Source organism: Aeoliella sp., from assembly GCF_965227375.1.
In the GTDB taxonomy this organism is placed as follows: domain Bacteria; phylum Planctomycetota; class Planctomycetia; order Pirellulales; family Lacipirellulaceae; genus Aeoliella.
This window is the reverse complement of the sequence record NZ_CBDDFX010000001.1, coordinates 1,799,504-1,825,701: the sequence shown is the minus strand read 5'-3', so window position 1 is coordinate 1,825,701 and position 26,198 is coordinate 1,799,504. Positions and strand designations below refer to the sequence as shown.

General features: G+C 59.6%; 24 protein-coding genes. 12 read left to right on the top strand and 12 right to left on the bottom strand.

Features of this window, described 5'->3' with window-relative positions; translation table 11 throughout:
- Positions 1-261: 261 nt before the first annotated feature.
- The 3 genes from ACQK2L_RS07500 (at position 262) to ACQK2L_RS07490 (ending at position 3,350) form a co-directional block, all read left to right on the top strand.
- Positions 262-588: a hypothetical protein gene (locus tag ACQK2L_RS07500; protein WP_425396318.1), complete on the top strand. Its 327-nt coding sequence runs from the start codon at positions 262-264 to the stop codon at positions 586-588.
- 72 nt (positions 589-660) lie between these two features.
- Positions 661-2,400: an SHD1 domain-containing protein gene (locus tag ACQK2L_RS07495; RefSeq protein WP_425396317.1), complete on the top strand. Its 1,740-nt coding sequence runs from the start codon at positions 661-663 to the stop codon at positions 2,398-2,400.
- A 218-nt stretch (positions 2,401-2,618) separates the two neighbouring features.
- Positions 2,619-3,350 carry an SIMPL domain-containing protein gene (locus ACQK2L_RS07490; RefSeq protein WP_425396316.1) on the top strand — a complete coding sequence of 244 codons (732 nt, stop codon included), beginning with the start codon at positions 2,619-2,621 and terminating at the stop codon, positions 3,348-3,350.
- 2 nt (positions 3,351-3,352) lie between these two features.
- Here ACQK2L_RS07490 and ACQK2L_RS07485 read toward each other — a convergent pair whose 3' ends face one another.
- Positions 3,353-4,273, bottom strand: a complete 921-nt coding sequence (locus ACQK2L_RS07485) for a DUF3239 domain-containing protein (RefSeq protein ID WP_425396315.1) — start codon at positions 4,271-4,273, stop codon at positions 3,353-3,355.
- Between the two features lie 222 nt (positions 4,274-4,495).
- Here ACQK2L_RS07485 and ACQK2L_RS07480 point away from each other — a divergent pair, with 222 nt between their 5' ends.
- Positions 4,496-6,307 carry a heparinase II/III domain-containing protein gene (locus ACQK2L_RS07480; protein ID WP_425396314.1) on the top strand — a complete coding sequence of 604 codons (1,812 nt, stop codon included), beginning with the start codon at positions 4,496-4,498 and terminating at the stop codon, positions 6,305-6,307.
- 80 nt (positions 6,308-6,387) lie between these two features.
- Positions 6,388-7,179: a DUF4261 domain-containing protein gene (locus tag ACQK2L_RS07475; protein WP_425396313.1), complete on the top strand. Its 792-nt coding sequence runs from the start codon at positions 6,388-6,390 to the stop codon at positions 7,177-7,179.
- A 45-nt stretch (positions 7,180-7,224) separates the two neighbouring features.
- On the opposite strand, the gene ACQK2L_RS07470 is transcribed toward ACQK2L_RS07475, so the two are convergent.
- Positions 7,225-8,328 carry a hypothetical protein gene (locus ACQK2L_RS07470; protein ID WP_425396312.1) on the bottom strand — a complete coding sequence of 368 codons (1,104 nt, stop codon included), beginning with the start codon at positions 8,326-8,328 and terminating at the stop codon, positions 7,225-7,227.
- 198 nt (positions 8,329-8,526) lie between these two features.
- Here ACQK2L_RS07470 and ACQK2L_RS07465 point away from each other — a divergent pair, with 198 nt between their 5' ends.
- Positions 8,527-9,489: a hypothetical protein gene (locus ACQK2L_RS07465; RefSeq protein WP_425396311.1), complete on the top strand. Its 963-nt coding sequence runs from the start codon at positions 8,527-8,529 to the stop codon at positions 9,487-9,489.
- Positions 9,490-9,714: 225 nt separating this feature from the next.
- Positions 9,715-10,524 carry a DUF2310 family Zn-ribbon-containing protein gene (locus ACQK2L_RS07460; protein WP_425396310.1) on the top strand — a complete coding sequence of 270 codons (810 nt, stop codon included), beginning with the start codon at positions 9,715-9,717 and terminating at the stop codon, positions 10,522-10,524.
- Positions 10,525-10,537: 13 nt separating this feature from the next.
- Here ACQK2L_RS07460 and ACQK2L_RS07455 read toward each other — a convergent pair whose 3' ends face one another.
- Genes ACQK2L_RS07455 through ACQK2L_RS07440 form a run of 4 tightly spaced genes read right to left on the bottom strand, consistent with a single transcriptional unit; the run spans position 10,538 to position 12,575 of the window.
- Positions 10,538-11,062, bottom strand: coding sequence for a hypothetical protein (locus ACQK2L_RS07455; RefSeq protein WP_425397428.1), 525 nt, complete (start codon positions 11,060-11,062; stop codon positions 10,538-10,540).
- A gap of 5 nt (positions 11,063-11,067) precedes the next feature.
- On the bottom strand, positions 11,068-11,421 hold the full coding sequence (locus tag ACQK2L_RS07450) for a hypothetical protein (protein WP_425396309.1): 354 nt from the start codon (positions 11,419-11,421) through the stop codon (positions 11,068-11,070).
- Positions 11,422-11,473: 52 nt separating this feature from the next.
- Positions 11,474-11,845: an STAS domain-containing protein gene (locus ACQK2L_RS07445; protein ID WP_425396308.1), complete on the bottom strand. Its 372-nt coding sequence runs from the start codon at positions 11,843-11,845 to the stop codon at positions 11,474-11,476.
- Between the two features lie 16 nt (positions 11,846-11,861).
- A complete protein-coding gene (locus tag ACQK2L_RS07440; protein WP_425396307.1) occupies positions 11,862-12,575 on the bottom strand; it encodes a TIGR02117 family protein in 714 nt (237 codons plus the stop codon).
- A 306-nt stretch (positions 12,576-12,881) separates the two neighbouring features.
- Between ACQK2L_RS07440 and ACQK2L_RS07435 the strand changes: the two genes are divergently transcribed.
- The gene (locus tag ACQK2L_RS07435) at positions 12,882-13,364 is read left to right on the top strand and encodes a TM2 domain-containing protein (protein WP_425396306.1); all 483 of its coding nucleotides are present in this window, start codon (positions 12,882-12,884) and stop codon (positions 13,362-13,364) included.
- Between the two features lie 29 nt (positions 13,365-13,393).
- Here the strand turns inward: ACQK2L_RS07435 and ACQK2L_RS07430 are convergent, their stop codons facing one another.
- Entirely contained in the window at positions 13,394-13,636 is a 243-nt protein-coding gene (locus ACQK2L_RS07430) for a hypothetical protein (RefSeq protein WP_425396305.1), read from the bottom strand.
- Positions 13,637-13,912: 276 nt separating this feature from the next.
- On the opposite strand from ACQK2L_RS07430, the gene ACQK2L_RS07425 reads away from it, so the two are divergent.
- Together ACQK2L_RS07425 and ACQK2L_RS07420 are read left to right on the top strand one after the other, a co-directional pair.
- Positions 13,913-14,245 (top strand): hypothetical protein, encoded by a 333-nt coding sequence (locus ACQK2L_RS07425; RefSeq protein WP_425396304.1) that lies wholly within the window; start codon positions 13,913-13,915, stop codon positions 14,243-14,245.
- 155 nt (positions 14,246-14,400) lie between these two features.
- Complete coding sequence (locus tag ACQK2L_RS07420) at positions 14,401-16,710, top strand: SulP family inorganic anion transporter (RefSeq protein WP_425396303.1); 2,310 nt, start codon at positions 14,401-14,403, stop codon at positions 16,708-16,710.
- Between the two features lie 10 nt (positions 16,711-16,720).
- On the opposite strand, the gene ACQK2L_RS07415 is transcribed toward ACQK2L_RS07420, so the two are convergent.
- The 4 genes from ACQK2L_RS07415 to ACQK2L_RS07400 form a co-directional block, all read right to left on the bottom strand.
- Complete coding sequence (locus ACQK2L_RS07415; protein ID WP_425396302.1) at positions 16,721-17,296, bottom strand: Uma2 family endonuclease; 576 nt, start codon at positions 17,294-17,296, stop codon at positions 16,721-16,723.
- 61 nt (positions 17,297-17,357) lie between these two features.
- Positions 17,358-19,160, bottom strand: a complete 1,803-nt coding sequence (locus ACQK2L_RS07410) for an alpha-amylase family glycosyl hydrolase (protein ID WP_425396301.1) — start codon at positions 19,158-19,160, stop codon at positions 17,358-17,360.
- 131 nt (positions 19,161-19,291) lie between these two features.
- The gene (locus ACQK2L_RS07405; RefSeq protein ID WP_425396300.1) at positions 19,292-22,210 is read right to left on the bottom strand and encodes a hypothetical protein; all 2,919 of its coding nucleotides are present in this window, start codon (positions 22,208-22,210) and stop codon (positions 19,292-19,294) included.
- 31 nt (positions 22,211-22,241) lie between these two features.
- Entirely contained in the window at positions 22,242-23,183 is a 942-nt protein-coding gene (locus ACQK2L_RS07400) for an IS5 family transposase (protein ID WP_425396299.1), read from the bottom strand.
- A 166-nt stretch (positions 23,184-23,349) separates the two neighbouring features.
- Between ACQK2L_RS07400 and ACQK2L_RS07395 the strand changes: the two genes are divergently transcribed.
- Positions 23,350-24,141 carry a sugar phosphate isomerase/epimerase family protein gene (locus ACQK2L_RS07395; RefSeq protein ID WP_425396298.1) on the top strand — a complete coding sequence of 264 codons (792 nt, stop codon included), beginning with the start codon at positions 23,350-23,352 and terminating at the stop codon, positions 24,139-24,141.
- Between the two features lie 231 nt (positions 24,142-24,372).
- Positions 24,373-25,161 carry a TIGR00266 family protein gene (locus tag ACQK2L_RS07390; RefSeq protein WP_425396297.1) on the top strand — a complete coding sequence of 263 codons (789 nt, stop codon included), beginning with the start codon at positions 24,373-24,375 and terminating at the stop codon, positions 25,159-25,161.
- 18 nt (positions 25,162-25,179) lie between these two features.
- Here ACQK2L_RS07390 and ACQK2L_RS07385 read toward each other — a convergent pair whose 3' ends face one another.
- Positions 25,180-26,178, bottom strand: coding sequence for an ankyrin repeat domain-containing protein (locus ACQK2L_RS07385; protein WP_425396296.1), 999 nt, complete (start codon positions 26,176-26,178; stop codon positions 25,180-25,182).
- Between the last annotated feature and the right edge of the window lie 20 nt (positions 26,179-26,198).

Here is a 26,198-nt window from a genome sequence, read left to right as displayed (position 1 = left end):
TATCAAACTTCAATTGGCGAAGACCATTTCACGTCGACCAGCATATTGTGAAATGGTTGGAAGATTCTATTCTGCTTAAATTCTAACTTGGGGGGTTCAGCGATGAAGTGCATTGCACTCTGTATCTCTATGCCTGTAGTGGCTATTTTGCTTCTCCCGTCCCTTGGCTGCGGCAGGAAGGAAGCACGATTGAGACTCAGTCTCCGTGCAATCGGCTTGAGTAACATAGAATGCGTGGATTCGAAGCTCCAACGCCAGTTCATGGATGACAATGAAGGCAAGTGGGTTGTTGGAGCAGAATCGTGGGAGGACTTACTGGCGTTCGACCCTCTTGGGACACTGGCCGACCTGAAGCCAGAAATCGAGGAGAACGACGTGGTCGTCAATTGGGGATACCAAGTTCGATCCTACGACGAGTATAGAGCCGACGAATCGTCTAAAGCGGTGCCCCATTCGGAGTTTATCCTTGCTTACCCTAAGTCCGCGCTGTCGGATGGGGGGCCGGTATTGCTTGCGTTGGGTGATACCCAAGAAATGTCGGCGGATGAACTCAAAAAGAGACTCAAAGAGCAAAGGGCAACCGAGTGATTTCGGCGTCATGAGGAGGCAGCATTGCGCTCCAAGGATCCAAGCCGACTGGGAGGAATTAGGGGGTAGCAAGTGTTTGTATCCATCTCTCGTCGTGTGCTGGTAGCCCTGACGATCGCTGCAATTCTGCAGACCGCCGCGGTTCGTGCCGAGATGCGCACCTGGACCGACATCACCGGCAAGTTCTCGGTCGAGGCCGAGTTGGTCGAAGTCAAAGACGGCAAGGCGGTGCTCAAGAAGACCAGTGGCGAGAACGTTGCGGTGCCGATCGAGAAGCTGAGCAAGGCGGATCAGGAGTTTCTACAGCAGTCTGATCAGTCCAATGAGAGTGAACTCAACCTGACACTCCCCAATGCGATGACGGAGCCGCCGGAGTGGTTGGCCAGCGATCCAGGCGTGCCATTCGATTTGAACGAGTTTTTCAAGGTCCCGCCCCAGGAAGAGAACGCAGCGCCGCTGTACATCAAGGCGATGGCCGAGTCCAACCTGCGTCTCGCTCTGCATGTCCGTGGTCTCGAAAGGGAGTCGGAAGAAGGGCAAGCGTTCTTGGAAGAGCCACGCAGGCGTAGCAGGGCTGCAAGCAAGTTCTGGATCAAGTTCTACGATTATGAGGACGAACCCACGGAGCACCCGGAACCTCCTGCCTCAGAAGCGATGGCAGTCATGGGTCCGTTTGATCAGACAACACAGATGTTGCTGGAGGCGCAAAATAGAAATCAGTGCGTCTTCCAAGTTGATCGAACTTGGGATGGAGTTCGGACATTCGACCTGCCACTTATGATGGAGGTGCGTGCCTACTACGCGTTGAAAGCAGGGAATGTCGAGGCCGTACTGCAATACTTCCAAATCGAACTGCGGTTCAGTCGCGATTTACAGCCACGAGGGGAACTATCAAGACAACTTACAGCCTCTAGGCACGCACACTACGCCTGCGTAGATCCTGAAAGCACGGATTCGTCTGGCTACATTTCTGTGGCCAACAGGCTCCTTGCATCCGACTTCCTCACTGTCGCGCACTGCGACCGCTGGATCCAACTCTTGCAGCAGCACCTCGATGAGCAAGGGGACTATTTCGTCGACCAATGCTGCGCGGACTACATCATCCGGCGAGGCATCCTGCATGATCTGCAATCGGGTGAGTACCGTCAGATAATGAAGGAATTCGATATGCGAGTTCCACCTACCGGGCCGAATCCCTACGTTTACCTTAAGGACATTAGTCTCTCCCTGTGGAGTGACTCCCCTGAACGGCTGCATCCACTCCTGTCAAAAGCACAGGGTCCCCCCAGCCCTGCCGGGGAAGAGGCGCGCCTGAAATACTCTCAAAAACTCGCTTCGATGCGAGACAGCGACTACCAGCGGGAGATCGCCGCACTGAACAAGTGCTACAAGAATCTCCTTGCGCTGGGGGAGTTGCCCATCCGCGAGCGCATCGAACAAGTGGCCAAGGTTCGCGAACCACTGCTCGATACCGATGTCGCGATCTGGCTGGCCCCCAATACAAATCGCCACATATTGGAAAAACCACTCGTGTCCGACACGAACGTCTACGGTACTCTTTGCCTGGTCGCCATGAAACGCTTGCAACTCGAAAACGGCGCACCTCCCACCGATCTCGCCGCAGCACTGAAGGCAGCGGGAATCGACGAGATTCCGATCGACCCCTTCACCGACGAACCGCTCCGCACGGCCGACGTGGACGGAAAACTGGTGGTCTACTCGGTGGGGACGGACGTGATAGACGATGGCGGCACCGTGCTTTACGACTACCAGAAGAAACAAGGCGACTTTGTGTTCAAGCTGCCGAATTAGGCAACGAGATCTTCTTCCGACACATTCTTGCGGTCGTTACGATCCGCCAGAGATATTTGACGCGCGGCGCTGGTCGCCAGTTCCCGACATCTCTTCAGCGTTCGCAAGATTCCGCAAGTTCTTCAACTTGTGAATAAGTCGCTCGCCCTCCGCGAAGTGCGAATGGACACAGGCGGTGGTCGCCTGGTTCGTTTACACGACTCGTTGGAGAACTTGCTATGTCGCGCCAACTCTTATGTTTGATGATTTGCCTTACCGCATGCCCTTCGATCCTGGCAGCGCCCGACCAGGAACGTACACTCCAGTTGACCGTTACTGGCTATGGCAAACAGTTCGAGGAGATCGACACCGCCGACTTGGTGTTTAGCATCACCACTCGCCACGAAGAGTCGCGGGTGGCCAAGGAGCGACACGACGACGCTCGGGATCGCTGTACGAAGTACTTGACCGAGAACGGCTTCGAACAAGACAAGATACAGCTCCGCTCGACAAGACTGTGGTTCATCCCCAAGCACCCTCGCACCCCGAGCCAAGATGAGTATGCTTGCCAGACGGTCTACTCGATGCGAACCACCCGCATCGACCAGCTAAGTGACCTGCAGGCGTCGCTGGTGGAACGAGGTGTGGATGGAATTCAGGAGCTGACTCTCTTCAACTCGAATCGCCGCGACCTGGAAGACGACGCGCGACGCCGTGCCATTGACGACGCCAAGCAGAAGGCGGCGTTCACTTGCGAGCAGCTTGGCTGGAAACTTGGCAAGCCGATTACGATCCAGTACGGCAACTTGCGATGGTACGGGCACCACCACCGCAACAGCGCGGGACTCAGCCCCCACGGCGAGTTTGGCAACCGCGGCGGCGGGGGCGGCACGTCGACCACCGACAACATCGGCGCATCGACCTACGTGGACGCGAACGTGACGCTGACGTTTGAGTACACGATCGAGTAGCGCTACCGCTCACGAGCTTCTCTAAAATCGGCTCGGCGGCCCAACTCCTTACCGGGCTCCGGCCAGAGGACGTACAGGCCTTCCTCGTAGGGCTTGGGGACGAGTTTGAGGCCCTCGAGCAGGTTGGAGTAGTAGGCTTGATCGAACGTGCTCATCAGTTGGGCGACGACTTCGGGGTCACCCGTTCCGTACTCGGCGGGAATGGGTTGAAAGTCGGACCAGTGCGGCGCGTCGTTCGGGATGGGAAAGTCGTACAGAGCAATGGTCGGCACGTAGCTGCCCAGTTCGAGTTGCTGGCCCCCAGATTCAGTGAGGTGAATCTCCAAAATCTTGATGACAGGGTACTCGCCCTCGCCCATCGTCAGGTCCGTGAACACGGCGATCAACGTGGGGTCCAACGCCACGACCACTCCTGGATTCGTATCGCCGTTCTGGAAATGCGCCGTCACGCGTCGCCAATAGAGATAGTTGACGCCTAGGACCAGCAGAAACACGGTGCCAAAGATGAAACCTGGCATCACCGAAATCAGCACCAAACTGACCGCCAGCAAGCTGGTCAGCACAAGCGGCCAAGTCGGACTGGAACGGACCCACCGCAGGTAGTTGACTTGTACCTCTCCCGGATTGCTGGCCCTGGCAGATTGAGCCACTTCGAATGCCGAAGGTTCCTGGTGGGGAACCTCCGCCAGATAGCGGTTGGGAGGTTCGGATATCGCGTGGGGATCGGCGAACGGGTTGTCGGGATCCAACTCCTCTTCCATCGGCCTGCGCGGTTTCGGCCGCGGGGCCACGGCCTTCACCTTGAACTTCTCACCGCAACCGTCCGCAGGGCACTTGGCCACTTTGCCCACGTGCTGCGCGGAGACTTTAAAAGATGCTTTGCAGTGAGGACAACGCGTCTTGATCTTCTGGGTGTCGGGCATGTTGCCACTCGGTTGGTGGTCGGCGAATCCAGTCGTAGCGAAGTGGTCTCTCCGGATGTGGATCATAAACACCTGATAGGCAAACTTCCACCTTTTGCCGTATTCTCGGGGCGGTGCATCACCTGCAGCATTCCAGACCCCCGTGGAATGAATGCTCCGCGGGAAGCTTCCTGTTTTGGTATACTGAGGGTCCCGCCCCACACCCCACCTCAGGAGGTTCTCATGTCTCTTCCCTTCTATCGCTTGCATGCGCTGCTGCTCACCTTGATCCTCACCGCGCCGGCGCTGGCCGAGGAGGACTTGCTGGCGACGTTGCGGCCCGAGCATCCGCGGCTGTTGGGAACCGCCGAGGACTTCGAGCAACTGCAAATTCGGCGCGCGGATGATCCGCAGCTCGACGAAACCTTGAATCGCCTTGTGCAATCGGCGGAAGGCCAGCTCGATGCTCCGCTGTTGGAGCGAAAGTTGAAGGGCAAGCGGTTGTTGGGCGTCTCGCGCGCTGCGCTTGGTCGGATCACTCAAACGGCGATGGCGTACCGCATTACTGGCGACAAGCGTTTCGCCGAGCGCGCAGAGCGGGAGATGCTGAACGTGTGCGAGTTCGAGGACTGGAATCCGAGTCACTTTCTCGACGTGGCAGAAATGGCGGCCGCGGTGGGATTGGGCTACGACTGGCTGTACGACGCGCTCTCCGAAGACTCGCGCGTGAGAATTCGCGAGGGACTCCGCGACAAAGCGGTCGGGCTGATTGGCAACGACTACTCATGGAAGCGACGGGCCAACAACTGGAACTCTGTTTGCTACGGTGGGATGACCCTTGCGGCGCTCGCGATTGCCGAAGACGAACCTGAACTCGCCAGGCAGGTGCTGGCCGAAGCGAAGCAGAACAACCCCATCGCGTTGGCGGAGTACGAGCCCAACGGAGTGTATCCCGAGGGTCCCGGGTACTGGAGCTATGGCACTGCGTATCAAGCGCTGTTGGTCAGCGCGCTACGGACCGCGGTGGGCGACGACCTGGGGCTGAGCCCACCGGCGTTTGTCGCCAGCGGTGAGTTCATCGCCCACGCCACGGGTCCTACGGGCAAGGCGTTCAACTTCTCCGATGGCAAGGACTCGGTCGGCGCGCCGCCCGTGCTGTATTGGATCGCTCGCGAGGGCAACACGCCTGGCTGGGTCGACGCCACGGCGCGATTCACGTCGAAGCCCGGCGAAGAGCGAGCCTCGGCCGTGTTGCCGCTGTGGATGCCGGCGGCCGCGGAGTCGGCCAAGCCGCTGCCGCTTAGCTGGCACGGTCGCGGCCACCAACCGGTGGCCATGTTTCGCACTTCATGGACCGATCCCGACGCGATGTACCTGGCCGCCAAGGGAGGTCGAGCGTCGATCAATCACGGGCACATGGACGTTGGCACGTTCGTGTTCGAGGCCGACGGAGTGCGGTGGGCTATCGACATGGGCGGCGTGAACTACAACACCTACGAGCAAAAAGGCATCAGCATCTGGAATCGCAACCAGGACGGCCAGCGGTGGAAAGTGTTTCGCTACTGCAACCTTGCGCACAACACGCTCACCGTGGACGGCGAGCCACACACCGTGGACGGCGATGCCCCCATCACGCAGTTCACACCACTGGTGAAGGACCGTGGCGGAGTGGAGATCGACTTGAGCGAGGCGCTGCCTGGCGTCGATCAGGCGATACGACGATTCGTGTTCGATGCCGAAGGGCGACAAGTCATGGTGACCGACCAACTCGCCGGACTGCAACCCGGCGCGGAGATTCGCTGGACGATGATCACCGAGGCCGAGGTCACGATCGACGGCCAGCACGTCACGCTCACCCAGAACGGTAAGCAGCTCGACCTGGCAATGCACAGCACAACGCCCGGCACATGGAACGTTGCCCCGTACGCGCCGCCGGAGGGATTCTTCGGCGAGGAGATGCCCGGCGTGAGCATCTTGACCTGGAACGCCGAGGCGCCGGCCAACGGAACTTGCGAGTGGAAGGTGACCCTGAAACCGGGAGCTGCTGGGGAGTGACGCGCAATTGTTGCAGTCCCCCAAGCGCTAAACTAATCTACTATTGCTTGAACACTCATTTTTGGTTGGGGGATCGCAGCATGAGCATCGCCATTGCCATCGTACCACTTGCGGGTGGTGCACGGCTTTCTCGGTCGGGACTTGCCAAGCACTTCTCCACGTGGGACGACGTGGTTGCAGAGCCCGAGGTTGCCAAGAAGCAGAACACAATGAGCTTCGAAGTTGGCAACTACTTCGTCGCTATCGGCTTGATGCCCGCGCCGATCCCAGCGGAAGAGCTGGAAGGCCCCATCGCTACGAGCTGGTTGTGGCCTGATGCCGCCACTGAGATGGCCCAACACAAAGGGCATTTGATCGTCACCGCCAACACACCGGACGACGCAGACCCGATCGAAATCCGCAAGCTCCTCACTAAGGCGACGGCGTCGATTCTCGCGAGCACCGACGGAGCGCTGGGGGTGTACTGGGGCGACGCGGGTCAACTGATAGGTCGCGAACTGTTTGTCGAGATGGCCACCGAACTACTGCCCGACGCGCTGCCGTTCCTGCTGTGGATCGACTTTCGCGTTGGCGCCGTCGATCAAGACAGCGGACTCTCATTTGGGTTCACCGACGGCATGGAAGAGCTCGGCTTGATGGAGTTGGTGACCGAAAACGCCACGGAACCTCCTGGTGAACTCCGCGAGCGACTGATGAGCCTGGCCGACTACCTGCTGACCAACGGCCCTGTGATCCAAGACGGCCACACCGTGGGCCAGGACGCCCACGAGCAGATCACCGTGGTGTACGGGCCATCGCCCTTCGGACACGAAGGCGACGTCATGAAATTGGACTACTCGAGTCGCAAGAAAAAGAAGGGCTGGTTCCGTTGAAGTTGGGTCTGATGGTCGTCACGACGCAATCAAGTGTGCCAACCTCTAATTAACTCGCTCGAACGATTTGGCCAACTCAACCAACTGGTCCCGTGGTTCATCCGAGAATAGAACCACGGTGGCACCTTCGTGCGCGAAGAGCAGGACCTTTTGTCCCCCTTCCACTTCGGGGTCCGACAGGCGGATGGGCCCAAGCTCGCTTTCGATCGTCTCCCACTCCAGGTCCTCCTCCAATTTGGAATCGCTCTTGTCGCTCAGGAAGATGCGGTGGGTCCTCCCATTCAGGTTGCTGGGGCAGACCATCAGCGTTTCATTGTCGTCGGGCGAATTCCGGCGCTGCAGATGAAACTGATAGCGATCTGCATGCTCTCTGCCACCCGGCAACAGAATTGGATAGGGCAGCCGGGAAATCGCTTCCTCCAGGTCGACTATTCGAGTGACAGGATCGGCTGGTTCAACAGCTTGCCCCTCGGGCGGCTTGCACTCGAAGTGTTCGTCTTCCACATCGGCATCATAGTCGACACTGGTGACCTCTTGCCGTTGAAACTCTACGCCATCGGCCTTCGCGACGATTCGCAATAACGAGCCGCGTTCCAAATCCCCAGCAAACTCAAATTCGTCCGCTTCGCTAGGGAGCCAGTGTGGCCAAAGCCTATCGTTCGCCACCGGAATCGCCCTGATTACAACGCACTGCCGGCCGGCAATCTCATACTCTCCCATACCTTCCAGCGTCAAAGATGCAAAGAACCGTCTCAACAGTTGCTCGTCGAAGTGGCGGCGGAACTCGGTTGGCAGCGACTCGCGAACTGACAAGCTCGCGTGCGTGCGTACTTCGCTCGATTCCAACCGACCGTCGGCGTGCTGCTTCCAAGCGGTCTCCCCAGCGGAAACCGTGAGGGTTCGAATCTCACGGCCTCCCTTCTGCTGCAACGATTCCACTCGCACGCGATCGGGCATCGCGGCCCAGAATTCGTAACTTCCTTGCTGTTCGTCCCCACTTCTAGAGTTCACTTTTCGCCTGCCAGCGGGCGGCCGCCTTCCCGTGTTGCCTGGGGTCGCGTTCTGCTGCCAGTGAACAACTGCATTCAGTCGCTCAAACTTGTCGCCGGGACGATAGAAGTTCGTGAGATAGTCGCCTAGTACTGTCATAACGCCATTGTGGGCGAAGAGACGGATGCCAGCAACTACGGACCAAACGGGCCGTTTCCGCGATAACTGGCTTTTGTAGGGTAAAACCACGGTTTTGCTGCGAGTTTTTCCGGCAAATGTCTCTCGCGGTCCCCAGGAGCTTCTGCTAAAAGCTATCGCGCACTTTTCTATCATTCTGCTTTGTCAGGGATTTGACCCATGCGACGTACGACACTTTTCACGGCCGCCATTGCTCTCTTGCCTTGCGTGTGGTGTTCGGCTGGCGAGTCGCGGTACGCTGCGCTACCGGTCGACCCGTCCATTGAGCCAGTTGCCGAGGTGCCCGAATCGAACCAGGAAGCACCGGCTGTCGCGCCGGCGAGCTTCGCCGCTCCCCCAGCGCCGGCGACACCTCCAGTGGCCGTGGAACCCGCTTACGATCCAATGTCCGCCTACAATCCCATGGCGGCCGAGATGCCGGTTTGTCTACCGCAGGTCTCCGACTCTCTCGATGGCTGCTCCCATTGGTTCGGCGGCGTCGACGTAGGGATCACTACCGTCAGCCACACCAACAGCACCTTTGCCTTCAACAAGAATCGGACGGGGCTATCCTTGCAACCTTACGTGGGTTGGGAAAGCTACAGCGGCGCGGGCTTCCGTGTGCAGGCTTGGCTGTTTGGTGTCGAAACAGAAGCCTTCACCGCCGGCACCGGCGCGCCGTTCGACATCGAGACAGGCGCGGCCGTTATCGACTTCGACCTCTACAAACGACTGCAAATCGACGACACCCGATTGGTCGTGGGGGTAGGCGGTCGAGCGGTGGGTATCGGCATGACCTTCCCCGACGATACGGAAGACAGCATCGGCGCCGGCGGACTGTCGGCTTTCGTCGATGGCTACCATCCGTTCTACGTCGGCCCGCACAGCGAATGGGGTTTCATCGGCGGCGGACGCATCAGCGCACTCTCGGGCGAGGCCGAGCTCGACAACTTGCCGGCCTACAGCCGCACCGATGGCATGATGCCAATCACCGAAGCCAACCTGGGCATCCAGTACCTTCGCCATCGCGAGTTCTCCGCTTTCCTGATGCAACTGCAGGTCGAAAAGCAGTTGTGGCATACAAACATCTTCGGCCAGTTCACCTACACGACCACCGCTTTGCGATTTGGCTGGGAATGGTAGCCGCTGTTGTGAGCGAATAGAGGTAACCGGACGACAAATCGCCTGGCGGGCCAAACAAACGTCGCCCAATGACCTACACTCCCATCAACGACCGAACCCACCAGCGGTGATGGTTCATTTCTGCGCAAGGATCAATCGGTCAATACACACTCATTCGCTGCGAACCTTCGTACTTCGGCAAGTGTCGAGGCAAGTACTCGATGCAGCAACTCGTGAGACCCTACCATGTTCTTGTCGCAAGTCAGTTTCGGCAACGCCCCAGCGAACCTAGACCTTGAACAGCTGGAAGATAATCTGACCAGCTACTTTGAGAGTCTCCGCAGGAATGGCCAAGTCTGCGGTGATGAAGTCTTTGGAGTTTCCGGAGGTAAAGTGGTGGCATACGCCTATCTGGCGCGGCCCGATTCTCATTTGCTCAAGTACTTCTCGCCTTACACACTAGAGTATCAAGAAAACCTACACAGCCTCTTGGGAGACTTTCCGCAATGGACGGTCATGGAGGACGATCAGCCAAGTACCGAATGCACACTGCCAAATGATCAGCCGCTGTGCCTGTTTACCTCGGCAACATCTCGTGAGTCACCAGTGCGCATCTTGCAGAGCGGCCAGAGCGTTCCACTCTATTGCATCTCCATTGATCCTGATGAGCGCGAACGACTTGTGTTTTGGGCTCGAGAGTACGCTCGCCTTGATGGCATCTGGTTGGCCTGTGGCGAATTGGAAATCGCTGCGTACGAACAACTGGCAACACCAACGTCACTACTGGCTCAGAATGCGCGAGATTTCTGCGCGACAATCGAAGCAGCCATGAATGTGCCGGTGTACTACTTCTTGATGCGTCACTACGGTCGCGGTGTGGACGAAGTGAACCGCTGCTGCCCCGCTTGCGGCGGCTCGTGGAACTCTCCGGACTTTGACCCCAATAGCGCTGATTTCTGGAATCTTCCGTTCCGTTGCGACAAGTGTCGTTTAGTGTCGCCCTACGCTTGCAGCGACGAAGACACGCACGCACATATCGGAGAATACACCAACTAGAGATCCTACCAATCTAACAGTTGAAATCCACGTCCCACTCCTCTTCCAGCCAATCCGGCACCACTTGAAAGCTCGCCCGACCGTCGGCCCAGCGGATGGTCGATTTGCGTTTGGCGACCGCGGTGCAGAGGTAGTCCGCGTGGGGTTCGATGCCCACGCGGCCCAGGTCCAGGCGGTCGGCATCCCAGCAGGTTTGCACGGTAACGTCCAGGTGCGTTCGCTCGTCGGTGTGGCCGGCGCAGGCTTCGTACAGCAAGTCGAAGTCGTCGTCGGAGAGGTCGAACAACTCGCCGTGCAACGTCTCGGCAAGCTCCGCCCCGCGGCGACCGTGACCCGGGTCGTGGTGCTCGTTGATGCGGCGGGCGTCGTGAAACACGGCGAACAGCCCCACCACGTCGACCCGCGCGCTGGTCTCTTTGGCCAGTCGCATTCCGTTTTCATACACCCGCGCCCAGTGCGCCACGCCGTGCGCACCATCAATGTCCAGGGCGTAGTCTTCGAGGATCGCGGCGAGGATGGCGCGGTAGTCGAATGGCATAAGGTTCAACGATCGACGCTCCCGTCTGTCGCCATTTCCCATACCAACGTTGGATGATACTTGTAGGCGCTCATCGCAAACTCATGCACGCGGCAGACAACTCGAACCGCGCGGCCACAAACTCGGCAGTAGAAATCGCTGTGTTCCGTCTCGTATGGCTTCACTTCACCGGAGACGGCATCCAGGGCCTTCCGATCCGTTTCCGAAAGACTTGCCTCGCCAATGGCGAATGGAGTTAGCGCATCGCACTCGGGGCAAACGTACTTCGGCAAATTGACGATGAGCAACTCGCCTGTGTCGCGATCATGTCCGAGATTGGCAAGTCGCAGTTCTGGCGGTGTTTTGACGATGGAGGGCATGCAATGCTCCGCCATAGATCGAGATTCAACGGAATAAATTCCGTTCTACGGGCTACTCGGCGAAGTGCGTGGCCTCGTCAACCTCGTTGTAGATCGGGAACACCAGGTGCAATCGGCAGGCGTGCATCGCTTCGGCGGGATGCGGCAATAGGCGGCACAACCGCAGTTCGCCGTTGGCCATCGATATGCGTTTGTGGAGCCGCACCAGTGCGCCCATCATGCTACTGCCCAGAAACGTGACCTGGTGCATGTCGACGATCATCTGCGGCGGTCGCCAGTCGGCAACGATGTCCCACAAGGCCGTGGCCAGCGGGTACGCGTCGACCGAACTGTCGCCTACCGGCACGAGTTCCACCACTTGCCAACCGTCTCGCTCGTAGAGATTGGCCTGCCAGGTGTCGGTCAGTTGTCGCTGTCCGTCCATGCCCCCGTCCGCCTTTCTAATCGTCGGTTTGCAGGATGCCCATCGGAAACGGAGTCCAGCACCCGGTCCGTACACCGGCCACCTCCAAGCAGTCGCCAGTCCAGGCGTTGCAGGTGTACAGCATCGAGTAGGTGCCTTGAGCTTCGTAGAACGCGTCGCACCGCCCGTCATAGTGCCACCCGACAAGCGGTCGCGGCTCGACGCCACCCGACTGCGGCGAACCATCAAGCACGAACGACGACTGGATGAACTCGACCATTCGTTGGTAGCCCGCTCGGTCGATCGTCACGTGACGGTAGTACTCGTTCTCCGGCGGCAGGTGCATCAGCTCGACGTGCATCACCGTGTCGGTGGGCAGCAGCATCGATCGCGCGGTGAGATCGGCCCGCAGGTCGTCCCAGGTGGGCGTGTGGAGGAAGAATTCGCGATCGCCCCAGCCGAGCGCCACGTGTGTCTCGAATCCGGTTTGGTCGGGAAAGTCGCTGGCCGAGAACCAAGGCCCCCAGTCGTGCACGTCGGTTACGATCGGCAGGATGATCTCCGAGTGGGCCGGGTCGATGTAGACGATGATGTCGATGCCCTCGGCGGGACTTTTGAAGCCGCGGTTCACCGGCACCAGACCAATCAGCACCGCCCCGCCGAACGCCAAGAGCGCCACGAGGGCCACATGCAGCGTACGCCGCACGGCGCGCCAGAGCAGGGAGAGTCGCGATGTGGTAGCGGTTGGCATGGCTTGCTTCGCCGAAACGAACGGGTCGGTGGCACAGGTCCCACTACACTATTGTGGCTCTCCGCAGTCGTCGGGGCAATCGCCTCACGGTAGAACTGGTCGCCAAACGCCCGGACTGGACGCGAATTGCTCGGCGGCAGCTGCCGCCGAGTCGTATTCGCTGGCGAATCCGCCCGATTGGCGCTCTTGGCATCCGTTTTGCGAAATGGCCGGATACTAGCAATTTGCCAACAATAACGGTTGTTCGGCAACGAATACTGTGGTGGGCGAAAGATGCCCCCCTTCCTCAGCAACCAATTAGAAACGATGAATACCGTGACCCACTCGACTCATTCGGACTACGCCGATACGAATCTCTACGGCGAAGAAACTCACAACCTGGTGATCGGATACTGCCTGTGGATCTTTGGATTCTCCGGCGCGCACCGCTTTTACTACGGCAAACCAATCACGGGCACCATTTGGTTCCTCACGCTGGGCCTGGTTGGAGTGGGTTGGTTGATTGACCTGTTCCTGATCCCCAGCATGGACCGCGCCGCCGGTCGTCGCTATGTTGCGGGCCCCTTCGACTACAACATCGCCTGGCTGCTGCTGACGTTCCTCGGCGCGTTTGGCGCGCATCGGTTCTACTTGGGCAAGTGGGCCGGCGGCCTGGTCTATCTGGCCTGCTGGGCACTCGCGAGCACCGTGGTGCTAGCAATCCCCGCTGCGATCGTCGTGGCGCTGTTCTATCTCTACGACTTCTGGACACTTAACGAACAAGTCGACAACCTCAACGCGCACGCGTAGGTCCACGAAGCGACGAGGCGAAACGGAATTCAGAGCTGCGGATGGTGCGGCGTCGTAAGCTCGCCCAATTGCATGACCACGGTTACCACGGCCACCGCGGCCAGGAACAGCGTGGGAAATGCTCCCAGGTGCGCCATGATGCTCGACAGGAACAGGCAGATCAGCGCCAGCATCAGCACGCTGGCGGCCACGGGCACGAACTTGTCCCAGGCGGGGAGCGAATAGATAGAGGGGTCGTCCAGGTTCGGGCGATCCGGCTTGAAGCGCATCATAGGGTACTCCTCCGGAAGTCTCGTCTCGAGTGCCAATCAGTGGGGTCTATTTCAATACTAACACGCGGCTCGGTAAAAAGGGCTCACTGGGCCGTAAGATTTTTCTGCCAGTCGTCGCGAGATTATTCTCCCCCCAGCGGGCCGTACTTTGTGAAAAAAGCGACGAAGTAGCCCCCTGCGCCCCGCAAAGCACTTGACGCTACAATATGGGTCATTATTCTACGGCCAAGAAGTGCTTGATCCCTGTTCCCCCCGCTCCCCCGCAGTCCCCCCGCTATGCTGCCAGTCTTCGGGCACCAGAACCTATCCCGGCGCAACCCGGCCTCGCTGGCTGCGGCGGTGCTGATGCTGGTTTTGCCGTTGGCCGCACCAACGGTGGCCGAATCGGTGCTGGAGGCCAACTCGGAACGCGAAGCAACCACCACCGACAGCGTGGAACTCTTGGCCTGGGCAACCGACAGCCGCCCCGCCAGCCGACGCCCCCGTACAGACTTCCAGCAAGCCATTTCGCTACCGTCCCTGGCCCATCAGAAGCCCGGACATCCGACTTGCTACCCTCTTTCAGGCCACCGGCTCTCGTGTGGAATCATGGCGCCATTGCGCTGTTAATGTGCAGCCGCTGCGCACGCTAGCGATTGGAACTCCCAAGGCCGGGAGTCCCGCGATCTCAAGGTTCCCCGATTCCGCCAAGCCGGCCCCGCTCCTGTGTGTGGCTCCCTGCCACCGCCCAATGGTCGGCGCCATTTTCTTAGCGCCCTACAGTCATGCCCAAGCAGCCGAACAACAACGACAAGTTCTCGATCTACGACCTGAAGACTCTGCCCGCCGACCTGTCGAGCGGCTTGGTCGTGTTCCTGGTGGCACTACCACTGTGCTTGGGCATCGCGCTGGCGTCGCGTCCTGCGGGCATGGAGGACCCACCACTGATCGCCGGTCTGTTGACCGGTGTGATTGCCGGTCTGGTAGTGGGTTGGCTAAGCGGTTCGCACACCAGCGTTAGCGGCCCGGCGGCGGGACTCACCGCGATTGTTGCGGCGCAGATCTCCAACTTGGAGTCCTACGAAGCGTTTCTTGTAGCCGTGGTGTTGGGTGGTGTGCTTCAGCTAGTGATGGGGATCTTGAAAGCGGGTGCGCTATCAGCCTTCTTTCCTACGAGTGTCATCAAGGGGCTGCTAGCCGCCATTGGTGTGATTCTCATCTTAAAACAAATCCCTCATGTGGTCGGGCACGACTCCGATCCGGAGGGGGAGATGTCCTACGAGCAGCCGGACGAACACAACACGTTCAGCGAAATCTGGGCGATGATCTCCGAAGGCGACATCCACCTCGGGGCGGCGGTAATCGGAGCAGTCGGGGTAGCGGTGCTCCTGGCGTGGCCTCGCCTCAAGTTTTTGAAGGCCCTCCCCATTCCAGGTGCATTGGCCGTGGTGCTCTTGGGCGTTGGAATGCACCTGTGGTTCCAACAGTTGGGCGGTCCCTGGGCGATTGGTCAAAGTCACCTGGTCGACATCCCGATCGCCAAGTCGGCCAGCGACTTTGTAGGCTTCTTCCGTTTTCCTGACTTCCGCGCGCTGCTGAACCCCACCGTTTATGTAGCGGCCGTAACTATCGCTATTGTCGCCTCGTTGGAAACGCTATTGAATCTCGAAGCGGTCGATAAGCTCGATCACGAGCGTCGCAACTCGCCTCCCAGCCGCGAACTTTGGGCACAAGGTATCGGCAACATCGCGGCCGGCATGGTGGGTGGTCTGCCGATGACGTCGGTGATCATTCGCAGCTCGGTGAACGTGAACAGCGGCTGTAAGACGAAACGATCGGCCATCTTTCACGGCTTGCTACTGGCCGTGTGCGTCGGTTTCTTTCCGCAATACCTCAACATGATCCCCCTCTCGGCGCTGGCCGCCATTCTGTTGGTCACCGGCTTTAAGCTCGCCAGCCCGAAGCTGTTTGCCGAGATGTGGAAAGAGGGACGGTATCAGTTCTTGCCGTTTATTATCACAGTGGTCGCCATCGTACGCACCGACCTGCTGATTGGCATTCTCATTGGTTTGGGCGTCGCGCTGTTATTCATCCTTAACAGCAATCTCCGCCGGCCAGTGCGGCGGATTGTCGAGACGCACCTCGGCGGCGACGTAATGCACATCGAGCTGGCGAACCAGGTGAGCTTCCTGAACAAGGCGTCGCTCGACAAGGTGTTCAACGACGCCCCAGAAGGAAGCAACGTGTTGATCGACGCCAGCGGTACCGACTACATCGATCCCGACGTGCTGAGCCTGATTCGCGACTTCAAGAACAACATTGCTCCTGCGCATGGAGTGAAAGTCAGCCTCCGCGGATTCCGCAGCAAGTACCAACTGCTCGACGATATCCACTTTGCTGATTACTCCACCCGCGAACTGCAGGACCGCATCACTCCACAGCAGGCGCTCGACATCCTGAAGGAGGGGAATCGACGCTTCCGCACCGGCGAGCAACTCACCCGCGACTTCAGTCGAGCGATCGATGGCACCGCGGGCGGACAGAATCCGATTGCCTGCATCTTGGGCTGCATCGACTCGCGCGTGCCGGCCGAGATCGTCTTCGACCTGGGCATCGGCGACATGTTCGCGGTCCGCGTGGCTGGTAACATCATCGGCACCAAGAGCCTCGGCAGCATCGAGTACGGCGTTGGCGTCGCCGGAGTGAAACTGGTCGTAGTACTGGGCCACACCCGCTGTGGTGCGGTCACCTCGTCCGTGGGACTGATGGCCGAGGGCAAGAATGCCAAGGACGCCACCGGCTGCGAACACCTAGGCGCGGTGGTCGACGAAGTGCTGGTAAGCGTCCGCGACGACGAAGCCCGCAAGTTCTTGCGGCTCAACGAAGAGGAGCGCGAGGAGCTGCTCGACGACATCGTTTGCCGCAACGTACAACGCACCGTGAACGAAATTACCGCCCGCAGCCGTGTGGTCCGCGACGCAGTGCGCGACGAGCGCGTGATGGTGGTCGGCATGGTGTACGACATCAAAACCGGCGAAGTGAGGCTCCTCTCCGAAAACGGCCAACTCGAACCAATAGAGTCTAGCGCGTCGTGAGATATAGGTCTTACTCCGCCTTGAACTCCACCCGCTCGTAGAGTTCCGCCAATGGCAGCTCGACATCGATGCCGGGCATTGGCACTACTGCATCAAGCCCATCGTAGCATTCGGCGACAAAGCCCCCATTAGTACGGCGGTGCATTACGACGCGCGGCGAATCGGTCTCGATCAGAAGATATGCGGCAAGCGTAGGGATGGTAAGATACGCTTCGCGCTTTTCGCCTTCATCGATACGGCGTGTCGCCTCCGACAGTACTTCGGCAATGATAACGGGACGATCCTGATACAAGTCATCGGGATCGTTCGCGTCGCACACCACCGTGCCATCGGGATAATAGAATCGGGTGTGGGCGGGGAGCTGAACGCGGACCTTCATGTCGGAGTTAAACGGTTCGCACGGCTGACCCCGCAGGTGATTGCCGGTAATCAACAACCAGTTGGTGGCAATCCGATTATGGACGGTTCTGGCTCCGGCCATAGCATAAACGTAGCCGCCCGCATACTCGTGTTTCACGTCAGAGAGTTGCTCGCCAGCCAAGTAGTCGGCAACGGAAACGAATTCGAGTTGTTTGGCTGCAGTCATACCAATTAAGTTAGCAGCATTTGACGCTGGAGGCAATGAAATGCAACACTGTTGCAGCACGTCACGTCGCCTTCAGAACCACCACACTCCACTGCGGCAGATTAATGGCCAGGCGGCCGTAGTCGTTCGTCGTGGGGTTGTGCCCCGCGTTGCCGGCGCCCTGCCAGCCGCCGAATCGCTCGTCCTGCGAACACAACAGTTCGGTGAAGGTTCCTGCGATTCCCCCTGTCGGAACCTCGTAGTTGTGATCGGTAAAATTGTGATCGCCCACGTTCACGACCACCAACAGCTTGTTGTCGTAGAACTCGCGGACAAAGGCCAGTACGCTGTTGTCGCGATCGACGTGGACGATGCGGAAATCGTCGGACCGTAGCGCGGGGTTCTCCCAGCGGACCGCGTTGGCGGCGCCCACCAGTTGCCGCATTTCCAGCCCCAACGCATCGCCGGCGGTCCGCCAGTCGAAGCGGTGGTCGCCCCACTGGTCGACTCCGTCGTGCCAGTAGCCCCACGCCACGTGCGGTGAGGCCAGCAGGCACTCGCTGCCCATGAAGCACATCGGCGTGCCGGGCATAGCAACGTTCAGCGCCCAGGCGAGTCGGCACTTGGCCCGCGCCCAACTGTTGTGCCGGCCGCCCAACAGGTCGACCAGGTAGCGGTGTCGGCGGTCCCAGTTGCGATGTCCGTTCTCGGCATCGCCGTTTTCCGAGTCGCCCACATCGTCGTGCGAGCCGGAGAGATAGTTCACCAGGTTCCAACTGTGGTCGAACGGGGCGTGGCCCAGGATGCCGAGCAACCGATCGATCGACGCGTCGCCCACCAGCGCGCGTTGCGCTTCGTGATGCGCCGAGGCGTGCCAGGTGGCATTGAAGTTGCCCGCAGTGATGATCCACGGGTGCGCCGGCAGGTGCTCGGCGATCAGGTACTTGTCGGGGAAGTCCTGCCGCAGTCGCCACAACACGTTGCGCAGGTAGTTGCCGTTGATCATGGTCGTGGCGTCGAACCGCAGCCCGTCGGCGTGGTACTCCTCGAAGTACATGCGGGCGTTCTGGTAGAAGAAATCTTGCACTTCCCACTTCCACCAGGCGGGTCCGCGCCCCCAGGGGGTCATGCTGCCCCCTTCGAAGTAGATGCCGCCGTCTTTTTCGTAGCCGTCGAACTGCCACAGCACGTTGTCGCCCGGCCCGGCGTGGTTGTAAACCACGTCGAAAATCACCGCCAGTCCTTTGGAATGCGCGGTGTTGACGAAGTGCTTCAGATCCGATGGTGTTCCGTAGGCGCTCTCCGGTGCAAAGAAGGCCGCGGGGTTGTAGCCCCACGAACGATCGAAGGCAAACTCGGCAATCGGCAGCGGCTCGATCGCGTTAAATCCCATGGAGCGAACATAGTCGAACTTCGACTCGACATCCGAAAATGTTGCAATCGGCTTATTGAGGTAGTCGTTCCGCCCCGCGAAACTACCAACGTGCATCTGATAGATGAGAAAGTTCTCGAACCCCGGCGTCGCCCACGGCTCCCAGGGATACGGCTTGTTCTCCACCACGATCGACGCGTTCTGGCTGTTGCTATCGGAGCGTGTGAGCGCCGAGTTCACCACATCGCGAGCCGCGGGATCGAGTCGCTGGCTAACGTGACCCGCGTTTGTGATCTCAAATCGATAAAGCGTACCCGCTCCAATACCCGGCACCGTGGCGCTCCAGTAGCCGCTAGGGGCGCGCTCGAGTTCGACCTCATCGGCCGCGTCGTTCGGCCGCCAGAGATCGCCCTGCTGCAAGAGCACCCGCACTCGCTCGGCATGGGGAGCCCACACACGAAAGAAACAACCTTGACCAGTCAGGTGAGCGCCAATTCGTTCTTCGAGCAACATGGTGGCAAACTCTAGTCTTGCAGGTGGGCGGGGCTACCGCTAAGTGTAACGCGATCAAGGGAGGGGAGCTATTGGCCACAAAAGCAATTCTGCCAAGCCATTCCACTGCCGGGGGGGCGGAGACTCCCCCATCAAAATGCAGTGGGGTCGGTCTCGTTGACCTGCTGCTGGGCGGCCTCCTCCGCTTTCTCTTCTTCCGACGGACCAGCCTCGGCTCGGAAACGATGGATCAACACGCGACTGCCATTGATTTCCTCCGCGCGCAGCTTCAGCACGTTGCCGATCAGCTCCGCCCCATGAGGGTACTGATAAATTTTCTTGTTTTCATCGGGCCCCAACATTACCACCTGGGTTCGCTTTCGCCGTCGCGGAGGTGCGTACAGCAAACACTTAAAGTCGGTGGTGCGCGGGCCCGTATTCGTCATGATCTGTTCAACCACAAGTTGCCCGCGTTCGTCCAGGAAGGTCGATACCTTAATGTCCACGTCGCCCATACCCACGCGGAGGCTCCGCCACACGCTGAACCGATACTGCTGGTCGGCTTCCACGAAAAAGTCGATGCGCACAGGCTGCAGACCGAACGTTGCATCGTCCAACTGGATGTGTATAGGCAGTTTGAATTCTTCGAGGGATCCAATGGACAAGTCGCCACGGCGTGGCAGTACTTCCCACTTCTTGTTGCGTTGCTCCACCAACGCTAGCGACTCATCTTCCTCCGACTGATCCAGCTCTTCTTCGTCGGGGCGTTCGGGCACGAAGATTGAATAGTGTCCGCTTACGCCCTGGCTAAACCCGTTCCTTCCGCGAACCAGGTTCTCATGAGGCTGACTGAACACACTCGGCACGCGCAACTGGTCGAACGTCACGCCCATCCGCCATGCGGTGATCGCCGGATGGAGTCCCAGCACGAACGATGGATTGCGGTCCACCTGCAAACTCACGCGACCTTCTTCATCCGCCTCGAGTGCTTGTCGCTTGCCCCACACGTCGAGCCGCTCGATTTGTTCGCCCAGGTACAGCTGTTCGGTAGTGGGCGTGTCGTTCCATACGATCATCAGCACCTGGCCTTGAGCGTTTTCGAACACGTGATTCGTACTGTGCCCAGGCAGCTCCAGGTGGCCGAGGTACTTGCAACCGCCTAACAAGTGAGCCGTGGTGCGCCAGGGCAACAGCAACTCGCCCGGCGTGCCGTCGGTGTTCATCACGCCTTCGGGGCCGGTGAAGGGATTGGCGACAAAGATACCATCGGCGCCGTGGATCTTGGCCGCCACCATTGTGCGGACGAACTCGCGCACGTGGTTCTCGTGCAGACGTTTCTTCTCGCTGGCAGTCAGGTCTTTCTCGGGGCGATTGAACTCCGAGTGCATCGTCGGGTCCACCAACACCCATCGCGCGGCCCCGCCGCGCCGGAAATCTCTCATCCGCTGATCCAATCCGTCGGCGTTCAAGGGTGGATCGGCCGACATTTGTTCGTATTCCCACACCGCATCGGAATAGGAAGGGAGCCAATCCAGCTCCTTGCCTTCTTGGGGCCAACGCCAACCGAGCCCCAGCTTTACGTCCTGGCCAAAACGGAACAGGTGCTTGCGAATGCTGAGGATCTTCTTTGGCAGATCGGAGTAACCGTAGAACGAGGTGTCCCAGTCGTTGCCCAATTGCCACCAACGCAACCGCAGACTCAGGCGGGTCATCACGTGCTCGAACTGTGGTTGCCAGAACGAGGGGTCGGTGAGCAGCAGGTCGGCAACGTCCGATGGACGGTTGGCATCGCGGATTTCCCAGTCCTCTGCAAGAGGATCGTCCAGAATGCCAATCACCTCGATGCCGGAGGCCGACGTGCGCTCGGCAAATCGAATAATCTCCTCACCACGCTCACGGTCGGTCGCCTCGTACCAGACCGGCATCTTCACCCAGTGCACGCCAACGCGCGGGAGCAGGTCGGCCAGCACCTCAAACGCCAGCGGCTTGTCCGCCAAGGGAAGTGTCCAGCCGAACTCGCCGTCCTGGGGGCGGGGCAATTTCGGCAACACGGCCAGCGTAATCACCCGCTCCTCGAGCTGGCGCTCGTACTCACTGACCTCTTCGCCCTCCTGCTTTTCATCGTCGCGCAACATCTCCACGCGGATCTTGTAGAACCCATAGTCGTCGATGTCGGGGGTCCAGTACTGGGTTCCTTCGTAGCCGCTCGGGCGATTGCCAATCGTGCCGACGATGTCGTTGGCTCGGAACGAGTCTTCGACAATCAGCTTTCCTTTCAGCGTCTTCGTATCTGACTTGCCTTCGATTTCACGACTGGTTTCGTCGAGCAACTGAAAGCGGATCTCCGGATTCTGTTCGCGGATACCGGACAGGGTGCACTCGACCTTGACTTCATTGAAGTCGTTGTAGACGTTGTATTGACGGCCAGTCTTCACCACCATGCTGGGCAACCGCTCCAGGATGATATAATCGATCGCAAGCTTGCCTTGCAGGTCGCCCCGCCGCCCTCGAGGGGCGTCGAGGTAGATCACCGCGCGGTCGATCTCCGCGGTGCTGGGCCGCAGCGAGTTGACCTTCACATCGTGCCACTCGCCATCCGCTTCGATCGGCTCGCTCAGCTCCACCTGCATCCGCTCCTGATTGCGGTTCTGCAGTTCGATCACGAAACGAGCCTGGGTGTAGTTCAACTTCTCCGCCTTGGCGCGGATGAAGACCTTGTAGCCGAACTTTGGCAGAATGGGGATGGCCGGCGTCGAGACGAACGCTCCGCCGCCATCGAAGAGAACCTGCAAGCTACGACCATTTTCGGCCGTCGCGTCATCGACAATCTCAACCTTCGTGTAGTGGGGATACTCGGGATTGGTCTTCCGCGTCCAGTAGTCGGGCCACAGGTCGTAGTTGGAGTCGGACTCCTGCTCGAACTTCGTGGCAAAGATGGCCGCATGGCTCACCGCCCGCCCCATCGCCGATGGCGCAAAAGCTGTGCACAAGAAGCAAATTGCCACTGGCAAACGTAGGTACATCACGATTCGCAAATAGAAGGTGTCAAACGGCAGCGGAGCGAAGGCCATTGGCTGCTAGGCGTACGCGCGGCCTTGTCTCCTAATTCCATTTGGATTTAGGCATACCCAGTTGTGTGAAGTGGTTTAGCAACTTGCATCTCAAGCGGACCTCGATCCGTTGGTTCTCGAAGGCTTTGTTTTTCAGGCGGTTGCCGAACGCCTGTTTCAAGCGAAACATGCTCGTCTCGACCAGGCTCCGCCGATGGTATCCGATCTCTCTTTTCCAACTGCTTCGTCCCGTTCGTCGAATCCTGCGAACCGCCTCGTCGCGAGCTAACGGCTTGGCTTTGCAGTTGCCATGCTGCTTGATGACCGCCCCTCGTTGAGGCGGAATGATCGGGGCAATTCCTTGTTTTTCCAACTGCTCATGAACCGCCCAACGATCGTAGGCTCCATCGCCGTAGAACTTGTCGATCGGCTGATCCACTTGCTTCAGCAACTCCGGCACCGACTCTGCATCCACCTTGCTCCGCGTGGTCAGCACCTCGGCCATGATCTCCTGCGTCTCGGGATTGATCGAAAGATGGAGCTTTCGCCAGGTCTTTCGTCTACACGTCTGGTAAGCGGCCGAACGCCATTCCCCTTCGCCTACTACTTTCAGGCCCGTGCTGTCGACCACCATATCGATCGGACCACGGGTATGCGAAACGTCCAGCGACGTCTTCAGCCTTGCCGCTCGTTTCGCTAGCAGCGTGAAACTGGGAATCGGAACATCCACGTCCATCAGTTGCACCAGCGCCCGCCCCAGACCTTCGGTCTGGCGATAGGGCAAGCGAAACAACTCACGGAGCATCAGCAAGCACTCAATCGCGGTGTCACTGTAAGTAAAAGGGCGCCCTCGCTTTACCTCCTCGTTAGCATGCTCCCAGGTCGCTAGCGCGTCCTCGTCGAACCACAAAGTGATATCACCCCGCCGCACTAACGACTCGTTGTACTCACGCCAATTCGTGACCTTGTAAGCAGTCTTCCGCTTCTTCCCCATGACAACGCTCCTTCAGATAAGAAATAGAATCCATTCCTACCCGTAAAACGCTTGGTTTGAGGGAATTGTTCGACAAGGCCCGTACGCGCTGTGAAAATGTACCGTAGCGGTAACGTGGCGCTGTCGCGAAACCCCACCAAACGAATCAAAACAAGGACCTCCAGTTGTGACAATCGTCAAAATCGGCCTGGCAACCCGCGCGCTGGGGCAACCGCTACGCAGAGCCCTGGCCACGGCCGCCGAACTGGGCGCCGATGGCGTGGAAATCGACCTGCGAACCGAACTGCCGCTGGCCGATTTGTCGCAGTCGGGCGTGCGGCAGTTTCGCAAGCTGCTGGAGGACCAGAACCTCCGCCTGGCGGCGGCCACGTACCCCACGCGGCGCGGCTACGAGGAGCCCGCGGAACTTGATCGTCGACTTCAAGGCACCCGCCAGGCGATGCGACTCGCCGCGCAGCTCGGGGCACGCGTTCTGGTCGGCCGCGCCTACGGTGAACTGCCCGAGGAAGGCTCGCCAAGGCGCGACGCGTTGATGCAGGCGCTGGAGTCGCTAGCGCACGAAGGCAACCGCGTGGGCGCGCAGTTCACCGCGCTCACCACCTCGGTTCCTGTCGAAGAACTGGCCAGCGTGCTCGGCGAACTGCCCGACGGCACCATCGGCGTGGCGCTCGACCCGGCCAGGCTGCTCGAAAGCAACCAATCGCCGCTCGACGCCCTGGAGCATTTGGGCCAATACGTTTCCTACGTGCAGGCCAACGACGCGGTCCGCGACTTCGGTGCCAGCCGTACGGTGCCAGTGCAACTGGGCCGCGGCTCCGCCGACTTGCCGGCCATCGTGGCATCGCTCGACGCGCGCGACTACGCCGGCTGGTTTACAGTCGACCGCAGCGAGACGGGCGATCCGAAGGGCGAACTGGGCGCGGCCGTCGAGTACCTGCGCAGCCTGGCGATGGGGTGAGCTACGCAGCTTCCCTCTCCCCGACGCGGGTGAGGGGCGGAGAGGGAAGTTGCGTAAGCAAGTTCTACCAACCTTCTCTTAGCTAGCGATTGTGGAGTTTCTCTGCCGAATTGCTCCAATACCCACCAGCGTCCGGCGAATAGCCCCTACTCACATTGAGCCGCCGTGGGCGATTGGCGTATGCTAAGGGCCTCGGCCGTTAGAGTGTTCCATCGCAATCGGAGATTTGTCATGCAGTGCCACGAAGTCGACTACCAGGTGTTTGGCGACGACATGCAGTACGTCGAGGTGGAACTCGATCCGGGCGAGATCGTGGTGGCCGAGGCCGGCGCGATGAACTATGTGGAAGAAGGCATCGAGTTCGAGGCCCGCATGGGCGATGGCTCGAAGGGCAACGATCAAGGCTTGTTCGGCAAGCTGCTGGATGCGGGGAAGCGGACGCTCACCGGCGAGTCGATCTTCATGACCCACTTTACCAACCACGCCGACGGCAAACGCCGCGTGGCGTTCGCCGCGCCGTTTCCGGGCAAGATCGTGCCGCTCGACATGCAGAAGATCGGCGGCGTGCTGACCTGCCAGAAAGACTCGTTTCTGTGCGCGGCGTACGGCACGCAGATCGGCATCGCGTTCCAGAAACGCTTGGGCGCTGGTTTTTTCGGCGGCGAAGGTTTCATCCTGCAGCGCCTCGAAGGCGACGGGCAGGCGTTCATTCACGCTAGCGGCGCGATCATCAAGAAAACGCTCCGCGGCGAGACGCTGCGCGTCGACACGGGCTGCCTGGTCGCGTTCACCGAAGGCATCCACTACGACATCCAGCGCGCCGGCAGCCTGAAGAGTATGTTCTTCGGCGGCGAGGGCATGTTCCTCGCCACGCTCAGCGGAACCGGCACCGTGCTGCTGCAGAGCCTGCCGTTCTCGCGCCTGGCGAACCGCGTTTTGCAGCACGCTCCCTCCGCAGGCGGATCGAGCCAGGGTGAAGGCTCGGTGCTCGGCCACCTCGGCAATCTGTTTGGCGACTGATTCGGACAGACCGAGCGACTACTCCCCTGACTCGTCGGCCCACTCGCCGTACTTGGCGCCTTTGGAGGCGAGGAACTCGTCGGCTTCGGCGCCCGACCAATCGCGGGGCGTCATCCCGTCTTCGTCGGCAGCGTTGATATCGGCCCCTTGTTCGAGCAACCATTTGGTCATCGCGATATCGTCGTTCTCGGCAGCATAGTGCAGTGGAGTCGCGCCGAGTAAGTTCTTCGCGTTCACCTCGGCGCCCTGCTCTTTCAGTAGCTTGGCCACTGCCAAGTGTCCATTGTTCGCAGCGAAATGCATCGGCGTGTTCTTCCACCCATCGTTCGCCTGGCTGGCATCGGCCCCTTCGGCCAGCAACTTGTTCACCTGCTCCATTTCGCCCAACCCACACGCTACATGCAACGGCCATTTAGTCTTCAGCCCTTTGGCGCGGAGCTTCTCGGCAATGCTGTTGGCGCCGTTGAAGGCGGCTTCTTCCAGACAGTTGCCACCGTGCTTGTCGACGTGCTGAATGTCCGCACCCCGTTCCACAAGCAAATCGAACACCGCTTCGCTTTCCTTGTCACAGGCGTTTTGCAGTACGGTTAGTCCGTAGGTCTTGTCCACTGCGTCGATGTCGGCTCCCTTGTCGAGCAGGAACTTCGCAATCCGGATGTTGCCCACCAGAGCAGCGCCCATCAGCGAGGTGAAACCATCCTCGCCGGTCGAGTTCACATCGGCGCCGCGATCCACCAGCAGCTTCACCACGTAGTAGTGGTCGCCCCAGATGGCGTACTGCACGGCAGGCTCGTCATACACCAAGATGTCGGGCGACATGCCCCCGTCGAGCAGCCTCCGCACGGCTGCCACACTGCCCGAATCGATGGCAGTAGCCATCTGAGCACCGGGATCGTCTTCAAACTCTTCGATGCTCTCCAGGGTAGTTGGGTCGTCGATCGCATCCTGAGCCGAAGCCGATCGCAAGCTGGCCAACCCCAGGCAAACGAACAAGACACCACAGAGGCGAATCCACATAGCAATAATCCCCGCGAAAT

Excerpts from the sequence above, each read along its gene's own strand:
- ACQK2L_RS07500 (WP_425396318.1), top strand. The coding sequence starts at position 262 with ATGGATGACAATGAAGGCAAGTGGGTTGTTGGAGCAGAATCGTGGGAG.
- ACQK2L_RS07490 (WP_425396316.1), top strand. The coding sequence starts at position 2,619 with ATGTCGCGCCAACTCTTATGTTTGATGATTTGCCTTACCGCATGCCCT.
- ACQK2L_RS07485 (WP_425396315.1), bottom strand. The coding sequence starts at position 4,273 with ATGCCCGACACCCAGAAGATCAAGACGCGTTGTCCTCACTGCAAAGCA.
- ACQK2L_RS07480 (WP_425396314.1), top strand. The coding sequence starts at position 4,496 with ATGTCTCTTCCCTTCTATCGCTTGCATGCGCTGCTGCTCACCTTGATC.
- ACQK2L_RS07475 (WP_425396313.1), top strand. The coding sequence starts at position 6,388 with ATGAGCATCGCCATTGCCATCGTACCACTTGCGGGTGGTGCACGGCTT.
- ACQK2L_RS07470 (WP_425396312.1), bottom strand. The coding sequence starts at position 8,328 with ATGACAGTACTAGGCGACTATCTCACGAACTTCTATCGTCCCGGCGAC.
- ACQK2L_RS07465 (WP_425396311.1), top strand. The coding sequence starts at position 8,527 with ATGCGACGTACGACACTTTTCACGGCCGCCATTGCTCTCTTGCCTTGC.
- ACQK2L_RS07460 (WP_425396310.1), top strand. The coding sequence starts at position 9,715 with ATGTTCTTGTCGCAAGTCAGTTTCGGCAACGCCCCAGCGAACCTAGAC.
- ACQK2L_RS07455 (WP_425397428.1), bottom strand. The coding sequence starts at position 11,062 with ATGCCATTCGACTACCGCGCCATCCTCGCCGCGATCCTCGAAGACTAC.
- ACQK2L_RS07450 (WP_425396309.1), bottom strand. The coding sequence starts at position 11,421 with ATGCCCTCCATCGTCAAAACACCGCCAGAACTGCGACTTGCCAATCTC.
- ACQK2L_RS07445 (WP_425396308.1), bottom strand. The coding sequence starts at position 11,845 with ATGGACGGACAGCGACAACTGACCGACACCTGGCAGGCCAATCTCTAC.
- ACQK2L_RS07440 (WP_425396307.1), bottom strand. The coding sequence starts at position 12,575 with ATGCCAACCGCTACCACATCGCGACTCTCCCTGCTCTGGCGCGCCGTG.
- ACQK2L_RS07435 (WP_425396306.1), top strand. The coding sequence starts at position 12,882 with ATGAATACCGTGACCCACTCGACTCATTCGGACTACGCCGATACGAAT.
- ACQK2L_RS07430 (WP_425396305.1), bottom strand. The coding sequence starts at position 13,636 with ATGATGCGCTTCAAGCCGGATCGCCCGAACCTGGACGACCCCTCTATC.
- ACQK2L_RS07425 (WP_425396304.1), top strand. The coding sequence starts at position 13,913 with ATGCTGCCAGTCTTCGGGCACCAGAACCTATCCCGGCGCAACCCGGCC.
- ACQK2L_RS07420 (WP_425396303.1), top strand. The coding sequence starts at position 14,401 with ATGCCCAAGCAGCCGAACAACAACGACAAGTTCTCGATCTACGACCTG.
- ACQK2L_RS07415 (WP_425396302.1), bottom strand. The coding sequence starts at position 17,296 with ATGACTGCAGCCAAACAACTCGAATTCGTTTCCGTTGCCGACTACTTG.
- ACQK2L_RS07410 (WP_425396301.1), bottom strand. The coding sequence starts at position 19,160 with ATGTTGCTCGAAGAACGAATTGGCGCTCACCTGACTGGTCAAGGTTGT.
- ACQK2L_RS07405 (WP_425396300.1), bottom strand. The coding sequence starts at position 22,210 with ATGGCCTTCGCTCCGCTGCCGTTTGACACCTTCTATTTGCGAATCGTG.
- ACQK2L_RS07400 (WP_425396299.1), bottom strand. The coding sequence starts at position 23,183 with ATGGGGAAGAAGCGGAAGACTGCTTACAAGGTCACGAATTGGCGTGAG.
- ACQK2L_RS07390 (WP_425396297.1), top strand. The coding sequence starts at position 24,373 with ATGCAGTGCCACGAAGTCGACTACCAGGTGTTTGGCGACGACATGCAG.
- ACQK2L_RS07385 (WP_425396296.1), bottom strand. The coding sequence starts at position 26,178 with ATGTGGATTCGCCTCTGTGGTGTCTTGTTCGTTTGCCTGGGGTTGGCC.